Genomic DNA, 18,566 nt, shown 5'->3' on the forward strand with positions numbered 1-18,566 from the left:
CGACCGACTTATTTGCGAAACGGTTAAGCTTTAACCCACCCAAATTGGGGTACAAAAGGTTCATATTTCAAAGGGTAAATCACAATAATGGATGAATTATGGAGGGATAAAAATTTTTAATAGGTGCGAGGGACGAGATGCAAAGTGCGAGATGTAGGAGGCGTTTTAACGCCGAACATGTAGCAGCGATTTTATATCGCGTAGGAATGGTGCTAGGTGCTAGGTGCTAGGTGCTAGGTGCTAGGTGGCTAGGTGCTAGGTGCTAGGTGCTAGGTGCTAGGTGCTAGGTGCTAGGTGCTAGGTGCTAGGTGCTAGGTGCTAGGTGCTAGGTGCTAACAGCATAGTGTTGGTTCTGGATTGATAAAGGGGTTAGGCAAAAAGAAAGACCTGACCCTTTGGTTTGACCCCTTGGTTCTTACATTTGACTATATGGAAACACAGGAAGAAATAAATTACTTTCTAAGAGATTGTCTAGCAAACTCTGGGAAGTCCAGATGATCCTAATACGTTTATTGAAGTAATTGGCTTTCTTGTGAAAAAAACACGGAGTGAGCTATATTGCGAGATTAACAGGCTTGAACCGTGAAAGTATTTATAAAATAAATGGTAAAACAAAACCCCGCTGGGAAACTATTTTTAAGCTAATGAAAGCTTTAAATCTACCACTTACAATGAAATTAATTTGATTAAGGGTGCACTAAACAGAGTGGAGTCAGATTTCTCGGATAGCGCAAGAAAAGTCCAGAGAGAGGGCAGCGGCAGCCCCTCTTTGGCTGCCGTCGCCAGCGACAAAACCTTAAATAAGGTTTTTAATGTGGTAGCTCAAGAAAACAACGTTGCCTGCTTGAGCGATACTTTCTAATGGGTTAATGGGTTAGGCTCTTGGCTCCTTTGGTTTTTATCCTTACCAAATAAAGGGAAAAGAACATTATTAGATAAAAATATTCAATTACTCCTCCTGAACTGCTCTCGCTCATCAATTGTTCAGATGGTTCAACATTATTTTTTATTAAAACTTTAAACTCTAGCTCTGAAGAATTACTTTCACTGTCTGTTGCCACAATTTTCAAGCTATATTCCCCTTCAGCTAAAGAGCCTGCACTCAATGACATAAAGTGATTATCCATAATTGAATAATTCAGGTCTGTTGATATTTGAAAGCTCAATAACTCTTCATCCATATCATAGAAAAAGTCTAATAAATGTATTTCAACTTCCTCAACTTTATTAAGCTGTATAGTAATTGGTTCTTTAATAATTTCAGGGGAATGATTAACATAATGAAGCTCAATACTAACAACATGCTCCACAAGTTCACCACCATAGCTAAGTAACAACTTTAAATTACTCGGCGCCGAATAAAATTCAGATTTCATAATTTTTCCAGTCAAAATATTAGATTGAATGGAAAAAAACTTAGACTCCTCAGGTATAGAGATATTTACATCTTCTCCATTATTATTTGTCAGATATTCATTAAGATTTAATATGATTTTTTCACTAGTATTCAAAGTAACCTTTTCAAGGTTCAACGAAGGTTTATTATTAAGTTCCTCTGTAATCAGAAGATTGAGTGTTTTCGTTAAACTTACTTCTCCATCTGTTACTAATACATCTACTTTTATAGTCTCACCTACCACCCAACTTTTTTGATAATCGACAGTTAATTGGCCTAGGACATTTAATCTAAAATAACTTTCATGATTCGCCAATCGATAAAGTAAAACGTCATTATCAGCATCACTAAATAACTCTCCAATATTATAAATATTTTGTTCCTGATTAATAAGAATTGTATTTTCATTCTGAACTGGTGCAGTATTAACTCCATCATCATCTTTTAATACATAACTACTGTTAGTTTTATCATCAAATGGCATGCTAATTTTATAATTTGAGCCTATTTCCATGCCGACAGTAGTTATTGCTGATTTCAAATTTTCTGATAAGTTCCTATAGCTATATACAATAGTAGAACCTTGCTCAAAAATTAAAGTTTGAACTTCACCATGCGTATCCTCTAACTGATCATATTGATCATAACGGGAAGTAAAAATAACAACTCTATTGTTATCTTCTCCAGTAACTAATCTTTGAGTGCTTATGGGTAAGGTAGTCAATTCTAGTTTTTGTAGGTCAAATTCTGAAGGGATTAGAGTAACTTCTTCTTCCCAAGGGTTACTGATACCATTGTAAACATATTTATAATCATATTCTTGTGGAGTACTTTCCTCATCAAGAATGTTGTGAGTTCTATTGACGGAAAACTGTGGTTCTGTTTTATTTTTCTCTCCTGAAATATTTGCATGTTCTTTAACTTTACCTTCATATAAAACAGTCGGCTTCATATTATTCTCAGAAGTAAATGAGCTAAAAATAGAAAGAGCATTATTTAGGTCAGCCCATCTATTTTGAATTGTTCTAACACTTGCATTGATCCCTTCTTTAAGACCACCTATTTTTATTTTGAAAGGGAAATCATCAAACGTATAGGCATTGATATCTTCCTTATCTAACCAAAAATCTCCTAACTCTGTATGGATTTTATAAGGGTTTACAGAGTAAACAGCTATCGTTTTATCAGATCCTACTGAAAGTTCATGCATTCCTACATCATCAAAAGTAATACTTGCTATGTTATAGCCATCATTTTCATACTTATCCAAGCCAAGACCATCATCTTTTGCAATATACTCTTTATTTTGAGTGAGATCTTTTATCGTCATGTCCCCAAGAGACACTGAGCAATTTATATTAATACCTTTAATTATTAGCTCTTTTCCTTTTACCCTAGTAATAAATTGCTCTGTTTGAGGGTATAACCTTTTTGTTACCTGCTGATTTTTACAATCTAAAAGCCCTTGATGATTTCCGATAATGCTTAACCTTTTATTATTTAAAGAGCTATGTTCTGCGCTTTGTAGATCAACCCCTGATGAAATGATAAGATTTCGAATAGAAGGCATTGATAAGTTTTTAGCTGACTTTAGTAATGCTGCAGCTCCCGCTACTTGTGCTACCGCCATAAAGTTACCTGATGAAATCCTATAATCATCTTTTTCAACTGTTTGACTTTTTTTAGTTATTTTAATGTTATCAACATACAAGTTGTTGTCATGTAAATCGCTCACATATGTTACTAATTTAAATTTAACATCACTAAAATCTACATCCGAATTCTCTAATGAAAATAGCCTTGAGTATTCATACCATTCAACACTCCTATGATATGTATTACTAACTGGCAACCAAGAACCATCCTTGCCCATTACTTCTAAGTGTATGTATTTTTTAGAGTTATTAAGTAAATCAAATGAAATTACAAACTCCTTTTCCTCTGTTCTACTGAAGTCTAATGAAGGAAGAATTAGTGCAGCTTGATTATCAATAAACCCCCATGAATCATTACCAGTAGTAAAATGTTCTGTCATCACTTCCACTTTATGTAGATTTTCTAAAGGGACATCTTTTGGTTCAAATATAAAGTCAGCGTTAAGTGGCTCATAACGCTTTTTATAAGACGTAGAAAAAATATAATCGGATGCAGCGAAAGTACTAATACTATTACCACCTGACATATTTAAATAACCATTTAAATAAATACCTGATACAAGTATCGTATTAGACATTAGTAAGCTTTGTGGGAGACTAAAAGTAAAATCAGTATCACCATCAATAGGGTAATCATAGCCATATCTCGCTGGCGCTATAACTAATATATCATTAGCTTCTAGCTTCTTTATAGCGTTATGTGTCAATTGGGTAGCGTACAGTACATTATGATCTAACTGCCCGATTTTCAAACCAGTCGATGTCCAGTCATAAACAACCGAAGCAATATTTAAGTTAAGCTGATTTTTTAAACCTATTATATAGTCAATACACTTTATATAGTCTCTAGTGTAAACATCAGGGGAAACCTTACATCCTATAATTTTGTTATTTGATGATAGGCCATTGATACCGATATTGTTTTTAGTCCCAGCTATAACTCCTGCCATAGCTGTACCAAACCCATATTCATCAATCAAATCACCATTTAAAAGGCTTGGATTAATTCCATGTATGTCATCGATATATCCATTATTGTCATCATCGATGCCATTTGACGGTATCTCGTTTTCATTTACCCACATAGATCCACTTAAGTCTTCGTGGTTTACGTCTATACCAGAAGATAAAATAACTGTTACTACTTCGTTACTTTCATCTATCCCTTCTAAAAGATATTTATCATAGCCAATTCCCCCTACTTCAGTATCATTTAATGCACCACCATATAGATACCATTGATTCAGATAATAATCAGGAGAGCTTGCATAACTATAAAAATTAATAAATAAACTTATTATAAAAAATAAACCAACTTTTATTCCCACTTTCTAATACCGATTACTATAAAAAGAATACATTACCCAATTTCTTTACAAAAATCGAGTAATGTATTTCTTTGAAACATTTTATAAACACTTTAATTTTGCCAAGACTAACTCCCAATCTCACGTTTAACACCTCCCTCCCCCCGTCATCACGCCCTGAAAATAAGCGATTGAAGAGGAATATTGCACATGGATGCGCGATTTAGCGAAACTAGGCCATAGATGACCTATCTTCGCCGTTTACGTTCATATTAATCGTGTTTTGAGGAAGCCGCATGATGCACGGGTGGCGCAGGGAGAGTCCAGAGAGGGGTCAGCGGCATCTCCTCTTGGCTGCCGTCCCGAGCGCGACAAAACCTTGAATAAGATTTTTTATTTATAAAAAAATCGCGGCTAAAGCCTGCCCCTACAAAATAACATTGCGCGTGAAATAAATTTCACGCCTACGGTATCGTGCTTAGCTTTGGCTATGCACAGGCACAATCTAACTTATAGCTTAAAGCTCTTTTTCTCTTTTCCCTTTCCCCTCGAAACTCGCTAGCTTGAGTATTTTTAATCTAGCTTCTGACGACTAATATCTAATAGCTCTTTTTTCGGCGTTAAAACGCCTCCTACAACTCGCATCTCGTCCCTCGAAACTCGCAACTTTCCCCTTTCCCCTCGCTAACTTTCTCCAAAACACAAAAAAGCCGTTACATTGCTGCAACGGCTTTTTGGCATTTGAATATAATCAAACCTTAGTCACGGTATGTCTCCACCGCTGGGCATGAACAAACTAGGTTACGGTCGCCGTATACGTCATCGATACGGGTTACTGTAGGCCAGAATTTGTCTTTTGCTACGCTTGGTACTGGGAATGCTGCGTAGAAACGGTCGTATGCACGATCCCACTCATTGCCTAGTACGTCTGCTTGTGTGTGCGGTGCAAACACTAGCGGGTTGTTTTCAATTGACCATTCGCCAGATGCGATACGGTCGATTTCTGACTTGATTGACACCATTGCTTCGATGAAACGGTCGATCTCAACTTTAGACTCAGACTCAGTTGGCTCAATCATTAGTGTGCCAGCTACTGGGAATGACATAGTTGGTGAATGGAAACCGTAGTCTTGTAGACGTTTAGCTACGTCCATTTCAGTGATGCCTGTTTGCTCTTTAAGTGGGCGTAGGTCAACAATACATTCGTGCGCAACGCGGTTGTTACGGCCACGGTATAAAATTGGGAAGTGCTCGCTTAGCTTCTCAGATAAGTAGTTAGCGTTCACGATAGCCATTTCTGTTGCTTGTTTTAAGCCTTCAGAGCCCATCATGGCAATGTATGCCCACGAGATTGGTAAAATAGCTGCTGAGCCGTAAGGGGCAGCAGAAACCGCACCGTTACCGATGTTTGTGCCAGCAACATTAATTACGCTGTGGTTAGGCATAAATGGCGCTAGGTGAGATTTAACACCGATAGGGCCAACACCTGGACCACCACCACCGTGTGGAATACAGAATGTTTTGTGTAGGTTAAGGTGCGATACGTCAGAACCAATTGAACCTGGGCTTGTAACACCTACTTGCGCGTTCATGTTTGCGCCATCCATGTACACTTGACCGCCGTGCTCATGCACGATGTCACAGATTTCACGAATTGTTTCTTCGTAAACACCGTGTGTAGATGGGTAAGTGATCATGATACAAGATAGGTTTTCAGATACCTCTTCGGCTTTCGCTTTAAGGTCTGCCATATCAACGTTACCGTTTTTATCACAGTCAACAACCACAATTTTCATGCTTGCCATTTGTGCAGACGCTGGGTTTGTACCGTGCGCTGAACTTGGGATCAAACATACGTTACGGTGACCTTCACCACGTGACTCGTGGTATTTACGAATCGCGATTAAGCCTGCGTATTCACCTTGTGCACCTGAGTTAGGTTGTAGTGAAACTGCATCGTAACCTGTGATGTTTACTAACCAATCATGTAGTTCTGTCATCATGATTTGGTAACCCGCAGCCTGATCAAGTGGGCAGAATGGGTGTAAGTTTGCAAACTCAGGCCAAGTGATTGGGATCATCTCAGCTGTCGCATTAAGTTTCATAGTACATGAACCTAATGAGATCATTGAGTGGTTAAGCGCTAAGTCTTTGTTCTCTAAACGCTTGATGTAACGCAACATTTCAGTCTCGCTGTGGTACGAGTTGAAGTTAGGGTGCGTTAAAATTTCGTCATCGCGTACTAGGCTTGCAGGAATTGAGTTGCTGCCATTTACTTCGATTTCGTTTGCAAGTGCGTCAACGCTTAGGCCGTGGCCTTCACCTAAGATGATGTCGAATAACTCAGCTACGTCTGCACGGGTTGTTGTTTCTGATACAGAAATTGAGTATTCACCTGCGCGGTTAGACGCAAAGTTAACGCCGTGCTCTACTGCACGTGCAACGATTTCGTCTTTGTTATCTGCAACAACAGTCAGTGTATCGAACCATGTGTCGTGCTTAAGGTTTACACCTTTCGCTTTTAAGCCTGCCGCTAAGATGTCTGCAAAACGGTGGATACGCTCAGCGATAGTTTTAAGGCCTTGTGGACCATGGTAAACCGCGTAGAACGCTGCCATGTTCGCTAGTAGTACTTGCGCAGTACAGATGTTTGAATTGGCTTTTTCACGTCGAATGTGTTGTTCACGTGTTTGCATTGCCATACGTAATGCGTCGTTACCTAAGCGGTCTTTAGAAACACCGATAATACGACCTGGTAGTGAACGCTTGTACTTGTCACGTGTTGCGAAGAATGCAGCGTGTGGACCACCGTAACCCATAGGTACACCAAAACGCTGTGCTGAACCAAGTACTACGTCTGCACCTAGTTTACCTGGTGCTTTAAGCATTAATAAGCTCATGATGTCTGCAGCAACACAGGCAATCGCTTTTTTGTCTTGTACTTGTGCGATTAGGTCAGTTACGTCAGTGATTTCACCGGTTGTTGATGGGTATTGGAATAATGCACCAAAAATCTCATGATTAGCCGCTTCGCTTGCAGGACCAACAACCACTTCAAAACCAAACTGGTCTGCACGTGTAGCAACAACGTCGATTGTTTGCGTGTGTACGTCATCAGCAATGAAGAAGATGTTTGCTTTTTTAGCTTTAGCAACACGCTTTGCAAGGCCCATTGCTTCTGCAGCAGCCGTTGACTCGTCAAGTAATGACGCGCTTGCTAAATCAAGACCAGTTAGGTCTAGGGTCATAGTCTGGAAGTTTAATAATGATTCTAAACGACCTTGTGCAATCTCTGGTTGGTATGGTGTATACGCAGTGTACCAGCCTGGGTTCTCAAGTACGTTACGTAAAATTACGTGTGGTACGTGAGTTGGGTGGTAGCCTTGACCGATGTATGATTTGAACACTTTGTTTTTGCTTGCTACTGATTTTAAGTAGCTTAGTGTTTCAACTTCAGTGCGGCTTTCGCCAATTGATAAACCTTGCTCTAAGCGAATGCTTGCAGGTACCGTTTGACCGATCAGCTCTTCAACACTCGATACTCCAAGAGCGCTCAGCATGTCGCTTACTTGCGCTGGGCTTGGCCCAATGTGACGGCGAATAAAATCTTGCTTTTGCTCTAATTGTTCAAGAGATTTGGCGTTTGACATTTGTCCAGATTCCTATGATCCAAAAAAAAGTGGTTACTGCCAATGGGTAACTGGCAATAACTTAAAAACAGGTTGATTCAGTAACTTACAGCGTATGGAAAAGTAAGCTATAAAATCATAAAAGCCCCACTTATGAGGGGCTTTTAGTCGGCGTGACTAATTAATTAGTCTTCGTCGATTGTGTTAGCGTAGCCTTCAGCGTCTAACAGGTTATCAAGCTCTGATGTGTCAGATGCTTTGATACGGAATAACCAACCGTCAGTGTACGGGTCGTTATTTACTGTTTCAGGCGAATCTTCAAGCTCTTCGTTGATTGCAACGATTTCACCGCCGATTGGTGCGTAGATGTCTGATGCTGCTTTTACAGACTCAGCTACTGCGCAGTCTTCACCCGCGTCAACTTCATCACCTACTTCTGGTAATTCAACGAATACCATGTCGCCAAGAAGTTCTTGTGCGTGCTCAGTGATACCTACAGTAAACGTACCGTCACCTTCGTCGCGAACCCACTCGTGTGAAGTAGCATATTTTAATTCGCTTGGGATATTGCTCATCTTTTTGTTCCTTTGGTTTATATTGGGTGATAACACCAAATTTTTTATAGTTTAGATAACTGATTTGCCGTTACGTACAAAGCAAGGTTTAACAACCTTAACGTTAACCAGTTTTTTACGCATCTCTACTTGGGCTGTTTCGCCAGTTGAACGCGGAACGCGTGCTAGCGCAACACTGTGACCAAGGGTTGGTGAGAATGTACCAGAGGTAATCACCCCTTCACCACCTTCAACGATGACTTTTAAACCGCTACGCAATACGCCTTTTTCTTCAAGCACTAAACCAACTAGTTTGTCTGTGCTCTTGTCAGCGCGTTGCTGTTCTAATACTTCACGACCGATAAACTTACGATCTTCTGGCTCCCATGCGATTGTCCACGCCATGTTTGCAGCAAGTGGAGAAACACTTTCGTCCATATCTAGGCCGTAAAGGTTCATACCCGCTTCAAGACGTAACGTATCACGTGCACCTAGACCTGCTGGCGCTACGCCTGCGTCTAGAAGTTGTTGCCATAAATCAGCAGCTTGATCGTTAGGTACTACGATTTCATAACCATCTTCGCCAGTATAGCCTGTTGTCGCAATAAATAAATCACCTGCTTGCACACCAAAGAAAGGCTTCATACCTTCAACAGCAGCTTGTTGCTCTGCGTTAAGTACTGTTGCTGTTTTAGCACGTGCGTTAGGGCCTTGAACGGCAATCATTGCAAACTCAGGACGCTCAGTAACCGTTACGGCGAAATCAGCCGAAACTTTAGCTAAATGCGCTAAATCTTTTTCACGTGTTGCTGAGTTAACTACTAAACGGTAGTTCGTTTCTGAGAAGAAGTAGATGATTAGATCGTCGATTACGCCGCCTTCTTCGTTAAGCATACCTGTGTAAAGTGCTTTACCTGGTACAGTTAACTTAGCAACGTCGTTTGCAACTAGCTTACGTAAGAACGCTTGCGCTTGCTCGCCTTGAATATCGACAATAGTCATGTGAGATACGTCAAACATACCTGCATCTGTGCGAACCGCATTATGCTCTTCGATTTGTGAGCCGTAGTTGATTGGCATTTCCCAGCCGTGGAAATCAACCATTTTTGCGCCAGCTTCAAGGTGCTTAGCATGTAAAACTGTTTTAGAAGTCATAATATTCCTTCACTTTTAAATTAACCCACAAGTTGTGGGGCGTGGCCTCAATTTAATGAGGGGGAATAACATGGGCGGCGATTATACATTAGTTGCACAGTTGTCACACCCAAATTGCGATTTTGTAACTAAAAAACAGCTAAACACCCAAGTGCGTAGCTGTTTTAAAAATTTTATCTTTTAAGCAACGTTGGCTAAGGCTAAATCAAAGCCGAGCTGCTGCAAGTGCGTTTGCCATTTATCAAGCTCTGCTTGGCGCGCCACCAGCTGAAATTGCTGTGTTGCTTGGTTATCTATGGCGGTAATAAATACCTCACCACTTTGTGCACCATAACAGCTGCGCATGTCTGATAAACGAAGCCCCGGCGTTAGCTTAAAGCTGTCGACCAAGGCATCAAACGCTTGCTCACCACTTAGGGTTAGCGCGCTTAAGTCGTCACGCATTACATAATCAATGTCGTAACGTAGTTGTTGCTCATTAATAAGCGACTGTAATTGCACGCTGGCATCTTTACCTAGCACAAAACGAAATGCAGTTTCGTTAAAGTAATACAGGGCATAAGCGTAGCTGCTTGTTAGGTCATCGTCTAATGAACTGCGTAAGCCTAAACCGCTGGCGGTTAGCTTATTAATATCAAGACCTAAAATAGCCGTTAAAAATGGGATTGCTTCAGTGCCACTAAAATCCATAATGGCAGTATCGCTATTTGCTTGTAGCACGTTGTCTGCTGGGGTCTCAGCTTGGCTGTGGCGAGCAAACATTATTGGCGTAAAAGTCATATGTGACACCTATCAATCGTTAATGCTTGAAGTATATTGCGCCGTGCTGGCAACAACAAATTGTAATTATTTATCAATTGATAAATAATGCTTATATACATAGCCCTATAAATAGAATTTTTTAATGAAAAACATTTCTACCGATAGTTTACGTACTTTAGTCACTGTTGTTGAAGTTGGCGGATTTGCCAAAGCAGGTGAATTATTGGGGCTATCGCAACCAGCTGTGAGCTTACAAATAAAGCGCCTTGAAGATATGCTGGGCCATAAGCTGTTTAAAAAGCAAGGCCAGCGCCAAGTGCTTAATCAATACGGCGAATTGCTTATGCCATTAGCGAAGCAAATGCTGCAACAAAACGATGCCATTTTGCAGCAGTTCACCAGCGAAAACGTGACCGGTAAAGTGCGCTTGGGGATCCCCAGTGAATTTGCCGCACGTATTTTACCTTCAATTATTGGTGACTTTGTGGCCCTCTACCCTGACGTATCGCTCGAAGTGCGCTCTCGTTTGAGTAAACATTTGTTGTCGGTTTCGCGCCAAGACCAATTCGATTTAGTACTGGCATTAAACGAAGAGCTAGAATCTGCCAAGTTCCCTATTTTTATGCAAGACCAACTAGTATGGGTGGGTGATTTAAACCTTGCACAGAACGATGTGGTCACGCTTGTAACCGCCCCTGAGGGATGTATTTATCGCCGCCGCGCAATCGAAGCACTACAAAGTGCGGGTATTAAATACCGCATTGCTTACAGTAATGCCGACTTAACAGGCCTAACTGCGGCATTAAAAGAAGGCTTAGGCATTACAGTGCTTGCAAAAAGCACCGTACCGAATGAGCTTAACTACCAACTACAAACCAAAGATCTCCCCGAGCTTGGTCAAATCGGTATTAGTTTAATCAAACGCACCGACGACCCCGGTACCGCCGTAGACAAACTCGCCGAATTCATCGCCCTACGTTTAACGTAGGTTTGAGTTAGCGAGTTTCGAGTTTCGAGTTTCGAGTTTCGAGTTTCGAGTTTCGAGTTTTCAAAATTGTAGCAGCGATTTTATATCGCGTATGCTAGGTGCTAGGTGCTAGGTGCTAGGTGCTAGGTGCTAGGTGCTAGGTGCTAGGTGCTAGGTGCTAGGTGCTAGGTGCTAACAGCATAGTGTTGGTTTTGAATTGGTAAAGGGAGCTCCCTACCAAATCGACTTTTTTCGGCGTTAAAACGCCTCCTACAACTCGCATTTCGCATCTCCTCCCTCGAAACTCGTACCTTTCCCCTTTACTCTTTCTAACTCGCTAACTTTCAATCTGATAGCTGACGGCTGAAAGCTGATGGCTCCACCCTGTTAAGTTTTACTTAACACTACTCAAAACCCCAGACTGGTATTACAATACTACTATATTCATTATATTTGATTTATTTCATAAACTTACAGTTCAGACCTGTTTTATTACAAATAGGATTGATTCGCATTTTTTTACATGTTTTAATTGCGCCGGTTAAAAAAATCTAAACATATACAGGACACACAATGACACCTAAGTTTATTGTTTCTACGCTTTCGACTGCAGTCGCTTTATCTTTAAGCGCTAATGCTTTTGCAAAAGATGTAACTAAAGAAGAGAAAAGCTTCGAGCAAATCACTGTAATTGGCTCTGCATCTGCAATTAACGATATTCCTGGCTCTGCTACTTTTATTGATGAGCAAGAACTAGAAAAGTTTGAATATACTGATATCTCTCGTGTTTTAAGTGCTGTACCGGGTGTATATGTACAAGAAGAAGACGGCTACGGCCTTCGTCCTAACATCGGTATGCGTGGTACGGGTACGGGTCGTAACGACAAAATCTCCGTAATGGAAGATGGTGTACTTGTAGCACCAGCACCTTACTCAGCGCCTTCTGCTTACTACTTCCCTACTATGGGTCGTATGGAGTCAATCGAAGTACTTAAAGGTGCAGCTTCTGTTAAGTATGGCCCACGTACAACAGGCGGTGTTTTAAACTTAGTTTCTCGTAGCTTACCAACTGAAGGGTCTAAAGGTTTACTTAATGCTGAACTTGGTAGCGATGGCTTCTACAAAGGTCATGCTTACTTCGGTAAAAAGAAAAACAATGCTGCGGGCCTTGTAGAAGTATTCACTTACGGCGCAGATGGCTTTAAAGATTTACCAGTTGGTAGCGACAACACTGGCTTCGAAAAGAATGATTTCTTATTAAAGTTTGGTTTTGACTTTGGTGATAACGAAGCACACAGCCTAGAAATGAAGTTAAAGTACTCAGACGAGCGCTCTGACGAAACTTACATGGGCTTAACTGACGCTGATTACAAAGAAAACCCTTACCGTCGTTATGCTGCATCGCAAAACGATGAAATGAACACACAACACAATGCATACCAAATCAACTATGCATACCGCTTTGGTAAAGGTTACGAGCTACTTGCTACAGCTTACCTGAACGATTTCCACCGTAACTGGTATAAAGCAAGCAAAGTAAGCAGCAGCTACCTTGAGCAATACAGCGAGTTTGAAGCAAACCCAACGAGCGAAGGTATTGAAGGTGTTGGCGTAAAAGCGAATAACCGTGATTACCAAGCGAAAGGCTTACAAACTGAATTCCATATCCCTGCGGGCAACCACTACATCACAGTTGGTGCACGTTACCACGAAGATGAAATGGATCGTTTCCAATGGGAAGACAAGTACACGCTTAACCAAGACCTATCAATGACGCTTACAGAAAAAGGCGTTCCAGGTTCAAACAGCAACCGTTTAGATAGCGCTGAAGCAACTACCCTATTCATTCAAGATGAGTGGTCACTTGATGCATTAGTCATTAGTGCAGGTCTTCGCTACGAAGACATCACAATCAAACGTGTTGAATGGGCTAAGTCTGATCCAAACCGTGAAAATGGTTTAACAAAAGATATCAGCAACGACACTGAAATCTTAGTACCATCACTAGGTGCTACTTACACTGTAAGCGATAACCTAACGCTTCTTGCTGGTATTCAAAAAGGTTACGCACCAGCAGCCCCAGGTAATGCGGATCAAGAAGAAGAAGAGAGTGTTAACATTGAGCTAGGTGGTCGTTACGATTACGCTGGCATTCAAGGTGAAGTAATTTACTTTAACTCTGACTACACAAACATGCACGGTAACTGTACTGCGGCTGTAGGTTGTAGCGATGACAATATTGGCGACCAATACAACTACGGTGAAGTATCTGTGTCTGGTTTTGAGCTAAGCGCAGGTAAAGTATTTGCTACTAACGCAGCTTCATTCCCAGTTCGCTTAACTTACACTTACACTGATTCTGAGTTCGACAATGCGTTTGAATCGGATCTTTGGGGTAGCGTAGAAAAAGGCGATGCAATGCCATACGTACCTGAAAACCAATTAGCGCTTTCAGTGGGTGCTGAGTTCTCAAGCTTCGTATTCGATACGCAAATGCGTTATGTGTCTGATGCACACGCAGACTTAACAGACTCAGGTCGCAATGCAATCGACAGCCGCGTTGTATGGGATTTAGCAGCTAAATACCTAATCGACGACAAACAAAAAGTATACCTAACAGTAGATAACCTGTTTGACAAAACCTACGTTGCAAACCGTGCAAACGGCGGTATTCAACCAGGTAAACCACGTACCCTACAACTAGGTTACAGCTACTCGTTCTAATAAAACGACTAAGCGAAATATCAAAAGCCGTGTGATGAAAATCCCACGGCTTTTTTGTGGATGAGAGTTGCGAGTTGCGAGTTGCGAGTTGCGAGTTGCGAGTTGCGAGTTGCGAGTTGCGAGTTTTCAAAATTGTAGCTGCGATTTTATATCGCGTAGTAAATGAAATATGTAGTCGTTCTGCTTACATGACACGTTTTAAATAGATCATCGCGCGAAATAAATTTCACGCCTACGGTGCTAGGTGCTAGGTGCTAGGTGCTAGGTGCTAGGTGCTAGGTGCTAGGTGCTAGGTGCTAGGTGCTAGGTGCTAGGTGCTAACAGCATAGTGTTTTTTTGGGTTGGAATACCTCCCCCTTTGACTTTTTTCGGCGTTAAAACGCCTCCTACAACTCGCATCTCGCAAACTTTCCCCTTTACTCTTTACCCTTGTAACTCGCTAACTTTGAATCTGATAGCTGACGGCTGAAAGCTGATAGCTTTAGTTTAAGATCAAAAAAGCCGCGGTGATGGGCGTACCGCGGCTTTGCCTAACTTGAAAAATTAGTTTGCTGGGTTATTTCCAGCTTCTCATCTTATGGCCTTTTAAGGCGTAGAATAAAATGAATACATAACTTGGGATCATCACAATGTAAGCGCCTTGTGCACCAAGGCCTGCTACGTTTCCTAAACCGATTAATAATGGGCCTAGTGCACCACCAGCAATACCCATGATCAATAACCCTGATGCAGTGCCTGTTAAGCGACCTAAGCCAGCTAAAGCTAGTGGCCAAATTGCAGGCCAAACCATGGCATTAGCAAAGCCTAATAACGCAATGCATAACAATGGGTCTGGTAATTGTGGGCCACCAAATGGCACTAATAATAGATTTGAAATAATAAACGAGTCATTGCTACCAAGTACCACTAACATCACGGTGATAATACCAGCAATACCCGACATTAATAACGCTGTTTGTTGGCTCATAAAGCGTGGAATAGTCAAAATACCAATCGCGTAACCAATCAACATACACGCCATAGTGTAAGAGGTCATAACTGAGTAGTCGGCAACGCCAATTTGTAAAGCGTACGAGCCAATGGTATCTGCTGCAATAACTTCAACAGCAACGTATAAAGCAATACCCACTACACCTAAAACTAAGTGAGGGTGTGCTAGGGTTTCTTTAATTTCACCTTTACCGTTTGATGTTTCGTCTTCATCAAACACTAAATCAGGTAATGGTGCAAATTTCGCAAAGGCGGCAAATAACATGATTAAAGCAGCAATCAACACATAAGGCATGATAAGGCTATTTGCCATAATGTCTTTTTGCTCTTGTGATAATTTACCTGCACCATCAACAACACCGCTTACTACTACAGCTGCAAAAATCACCGGCACGATAACACCCGCAAATTTGTTTAATAAGCCCATGATACACACGCGCACAGCGGCTGATTTTTCAGAGCCCATTTTCACCACGTATGGGTTAACAGCGGTTTGTAGCACGGTTTGTCCAACACCTATCATTAACTGTGCGAACAAGAAAATTTCGATCATTTGCAGTTTCGCAGCCGGAATATACATCAGCGCCGATAAAGCCATAATCGCACAGCCAATCGCCATACCATTCTTATAACCAACGCGTTTGATCAGCATCGCCGATGGGATACCGGCAACTGTTACCGCAATATAAAAAGAAGAGATGATAAACGAAGCTTGTAACGGCGAAAGCTCAAGCATTTGCTGCAAAAATGGTGTAATTGCACCATTAAGCCACGTTATACACCCTAAGATAAAAAACATTGAGCCAGCCAATACCATTGGCAGCCAGATGCTTTGTTTTGTGTTGTTGTCACACTCAACCGTTGCTTCCATAATTGTTCTCTTAGTTTAATTATTTTTATTTGGTTGGAATCTAGTATACAACTCAACAGAGCTGTTTAATTTCCATACCAATCACAAAAATTTAATCATACACTAACAAAAATGACAGCGCTATCATTTTGCGTTCATATAAGTGCAAAAAAGCCGCAGCTAATTGCTTAGCTGCGGCTTAAACTAAATAGTAACAACTAGTTAGGTGTTATTTACCAATTGCTTCTTTTGCAAACAAATGTTTAATGGGGCCAAGGCTGTCTACAAGGCTTAAACCAACACCACGTACAAGCTTTTTCAGTGGATTAGCGCCCGCAAATAGCTCTTTTAAGCCTTGCATCATGGCAATATGTTTTTGTGCATCAAGCTTACGAGTACGTTCATAATCACGCAGCGTGCGTGCACTTGCAAACTCGCCTTGCTCATTACTTAATAGCTCAATTAAATAAGCAGCGTCTTTTAGGCCAAGGTTCATACCTAAACCAGCTAATGGATGAATGGTATGCGCTGCATCGCCCATTAATACTACTTTGCCCGACACCCACTGCTGGGCATAACGCATCTTAAGTGGAAACGCCATGCGCTCACTTTGCACTTCACATAAACCACATTGGCCATCAAGGGCTGCCATAACCGCTTTATTAAAGTTGCTATCATCAAGCGCTAAAAGTGTGTCGCAATGCTCAGGGCTTGTTGACCAAACAATTGAGTGCGTATGGTTATCTGGCAAGGGTAAAAACGCCAGCGGCCCGGTTGGTAAAAACACTTGGCGTGCTGTGTTGTTATGCTCATCAGCGGTTTTAACCGTGGCAACAATGGCGTGATGGTCATAATCTTTGAAGGTAATTGGCATGTTGAACTGCTTGCGAATAGCCGAGTTAGCCCCATCAGCCGCTACTAATAATTTAGCAATCACAGGCTCGCCGCTTTCAAGAGTAATAAACACATCAGAGTCAGTTTGATGAATTTGCTGATAGCGGGTTTCGAACAGTAAAGTAGCATTACTTTGCTTTTCAAGTTCGCTAATTAAAGCGTAGCGAATAATATCGTTTTCGACGATATGACCCAGCTGCGGCAAATCGAGATCGTTATGATCAAAATGAATTTTACCAAAGCTGTCTTGATCACGTACATCCATCGACGTATACGGTGTAGCACGTTGTTTAATGATCTCTGACCATACATTTAAAGACTCGAATAAGCCCTGACTAGCTAAGCTCAATGCGCTCACGCGAAGTGCGTAATCATCACCCGGTAAGGTTTGATTTTTACTCGCATCAATCACCACAACGCTGATATCTGCTTTTGCTAAACCAAGTGCTAGCGTAAGGCCAACACAGCCACCACCGACAATACAAACTTGTGCTTGTTTCATATCCGTTTACCTTGCTTAACCTGACCCATAAGCTGTTTTGCCAGCGGGGTTTTTAACGAGGAGAATAAATCCATTGAGAAAAGGCCAATGCTGCGACCAAGCGCGAGCAATCGTGATGAGTTAGAGAACAAACGCACTAGGCTGTCTGTGAGTGTCATCACGGTAGTAATATCTTTACTGCGAGTTTGGCTGTAATTACGCGTAAAAGCGTAATCACCAAGGTCGCTTCGGTTTGCCATATCACACAATAATTGCACATCACGTAGGCCTAAATTAAAGCCCTGCCCTGCGATTGGGTGAATAGCATGCCCTGCATTACCAATTAATACCGTACGGTGGCTGCTCAGTGATTCTGCTTTACCGTACACAAGCGGATAACTTGCGCGCATACCCACTTTACTAAATGCGCCGCCGCAGTAACCAAATGCTTTTTGTAACGCAGCTAAAAAGGCATCGTCTTCAAGCGCCATAGTGTGCTCAATTTGCTCAGGCTCCATGCACCACACCAGTGAATATCGGTTATTACTCATTGGCAACAGTGCCATTGGGCCGTGCTCAGTAAAACGCTCAAAGGCATGATTATGATGACCGCCAGCCACTTCGATGTTGGCAATAATCGCCGCTTGCTGATATGCGCGGGTATTAAATTCAATATTAGCCAGTTTACGGCTTTGCGAATGAGCGCCATCAGCAATCACCACAAGCTTTGCGCTTAACTGCTCGCCCGAGCTCAGCGTGATGTTGGCAAAATCGCTTTGGTATTCAAGCTTGGCAACCGTATTAGGGCAAAACAAACTAACATCAGTACGCGTAAGTTGCTGATGAAGGCTGCGCCCAAATGGGTTCACTTCGACCACATAACCAAGGGCATCATGACCATATTCTTGGCAATCAATATGCGTTTTACCAAAATGACCACGATCAGACACAGTGACTTTTTTAATCGCTGCCGCAAATGGTGCTTGGCAATCAAACGCATTGATTGATTTTAAGTACTGAACAGACTGCTGAGCCAGCGCAATGCTTCTATCATCAAAGCTTGGATGATAGTTTGCGCTCACTTCATTTGCTTCAATTACAGCGATTGATAACTGCTTATTGCTCTGTTTTAGGCCTAGGGCACAACTTGCACCTGCCATTCCACCGCCGATAATGACAACATCAAACTGCTTTGCCACGCT

Annotated in this window: 11 protein-coding genes; 3 read left to right on the top strand and 8 right to left on the bottom strand. The window is 41.6% G+C overall.

Features of this window, described 5'->3' with window-relative positions; genetic code table 11:
• The first annotated feature begins 548 nt into the window (after positions 1–548).
• Positions 549–686, top strand: coding sequence for a helix-turn-helix domain-containing transcriptional regulator (locus AOG26_RS21040; protein WP_327077785.1), 138 nt, complete (start codon positions 549–551; stop codon positions 684–686).
• 180 nt (positions 687–866) lie between these two features.
• Here the strand turns inward: AOG26_RS21040 and AOG26_RS00540 are convergent, their stop codons facing one another.
• The 5 genes from AOG26_RS00540 to AOG26_RS00560 form a co-directional block, all read right to left on the bottom strand.
• On the bottom strand, positions 867–4,379 hold the full coding sequence (locus tag AOG26_RS00540; protein ID WP_054560753.1) for a S8 family serine peptidase: 3,513 nt from the start codon (positions 4,377–4,379) through the stop codon (positions 867–869).
• A 737-nt stretch (positions 4,380–5,116) separates the two neighbouring features.
• Entirely contained in the window at positions 5,117–8,008 is a 2,892-nt protein-coding gene (gene gcvP / locus AOG26_RS00545; protein WP_054560754.1) for an aminomethyl-transferring glycine dehydrogenase, read from the bottom strand.
• 164 nt (positions 8,009–8,172) lie between these two features.
• Positions 8,173–8,562 carry a glycine cleavage system protein GcvH gene (gene gcvH / locus AOG26_RS00550; RefSeq protein ID WP_054551324.1) on the bottom strand — a complete coding sequence of 130 codons (390 nt, stop codon included), beginning with the start codon at positions 8,560–8,562 and terminating at the stop codon, positions 8,173–8,175.
• Positions 8,563–8,613: 51 nt separating this feature from the next.
• Positions 8,614–9,696 carry a glycine cleavage system aminomethyltransferase GcvT gene (gcvT, locus tag AOG26_RS00555; protein WP_054560755.1) on the bottom strand — a complete coding sequence of 361 codons (1,083 nt, stop codon included), beginning with the start codon at positions 9,694–9,696 and terminating at the stop codon, positions 8,614–8,616.
• A gap of 180 nt (positions 9,697–9,876) precedes the next feature.
• Complete coding sequence (locus AOG26_RS00560) at positions 9,877–10,476, bottom strand: hypothetical protein (RefSeq protein ID WP_054560756.1); 600 nt, start codon at positions 10,474–10,476, stop codon at positions 9,877–9,879.
• Between the two features lie 124 nt (positions 10,477–10,600).
• On the opposite strand from AOG26_RS00560, the gene AOG26_RS00565 reads away from it, so the two are divergent.
• Complete coding sequence (locus tag AOG26_RS00565) at positions 10,601–11,446, top strand: LysR family transcriptional regulator (protein WP_054560757.1); 846 nt, start codon at positions 10,601–10,603, stop codon at positions 11,444–11,446.
• A 552-nt stretch (positions 11,447–11,998) separates the two neighbouring features.
• Positions 11,999–14,149, top strand: coding sequence for a TonB-dependent receptor family protein (locus tag AOG26_RS00570; protein ID WP_054560758.1), 2,151 nt, complete (start codon positions 11,999–12,001; stop codon positions 14,147–14,149).
• A 556-nt stretch (positions 14,150–14,705) separates the two neighbouring features.
• Here AOG26_RS00570 and nagP read toward each other — a convergent pair.
• The 3 genes from nagP to ubiH all read right to left on the bottom strand — a co-directional run bounded on the left by nagP (position 14,706) and on the right by ubiH (position 18,563).
• The gene (nagP, locus tag AOG26_RS00575; protein WP_054560759.1) at positions 14,706–16,010 is read right to left on the bottom strand and encodes an N-acetylglucosamine MFS transporter NagP; all 1,305 of its coding nucleotides are present in this window, start codon (positions 16,008–16,010) and stop codon (positions 14,706–14,708) included.
• A 208-nt stretch (positions 16,011–16,218) separates the two neighbouring features.
• Positions 16,219–17,385, bottom strand: a complete 1,167-nt coding sequence (locus tag AOG26_RS00580) for an FAD-dependent monooxygenase (protein WP_054560760.1) — start codon at positions 17,383–17,385, stop codon at positions 16,219–16,221.
• Positions 17,382–18,563 carry a 2-octaprenyl-6-methoxyphenyl hydroxylase gene (gene ubiH, locus AOG26_RS00585; RefSeq protein ID WP_054560761.1) on the bottom strand — a complete coding sequence of 394 codons (1,182 nt, stop codon included), beginning with the start codon at positions 18,561–18,563 and terminating at the stop codon, positions 17,382–17,384. Before ubiH ends, AOG26_RS00580 begins: the two co-directional genes overlap by 4 nt.
• Positions 18,564–18,566 lie beyond the last annotated feature (3 nt).

The organism is Pseudoalteromonas sp. UCD-33C (genome assembly GCF_001306895.1).
Taxonomy (GTDB): domain Bacteria; phylum Pseudomonadota; class Gammaproteobacteria; order Enterobacterales; family Alteromonadaceae; genus Pseudoalteromonas.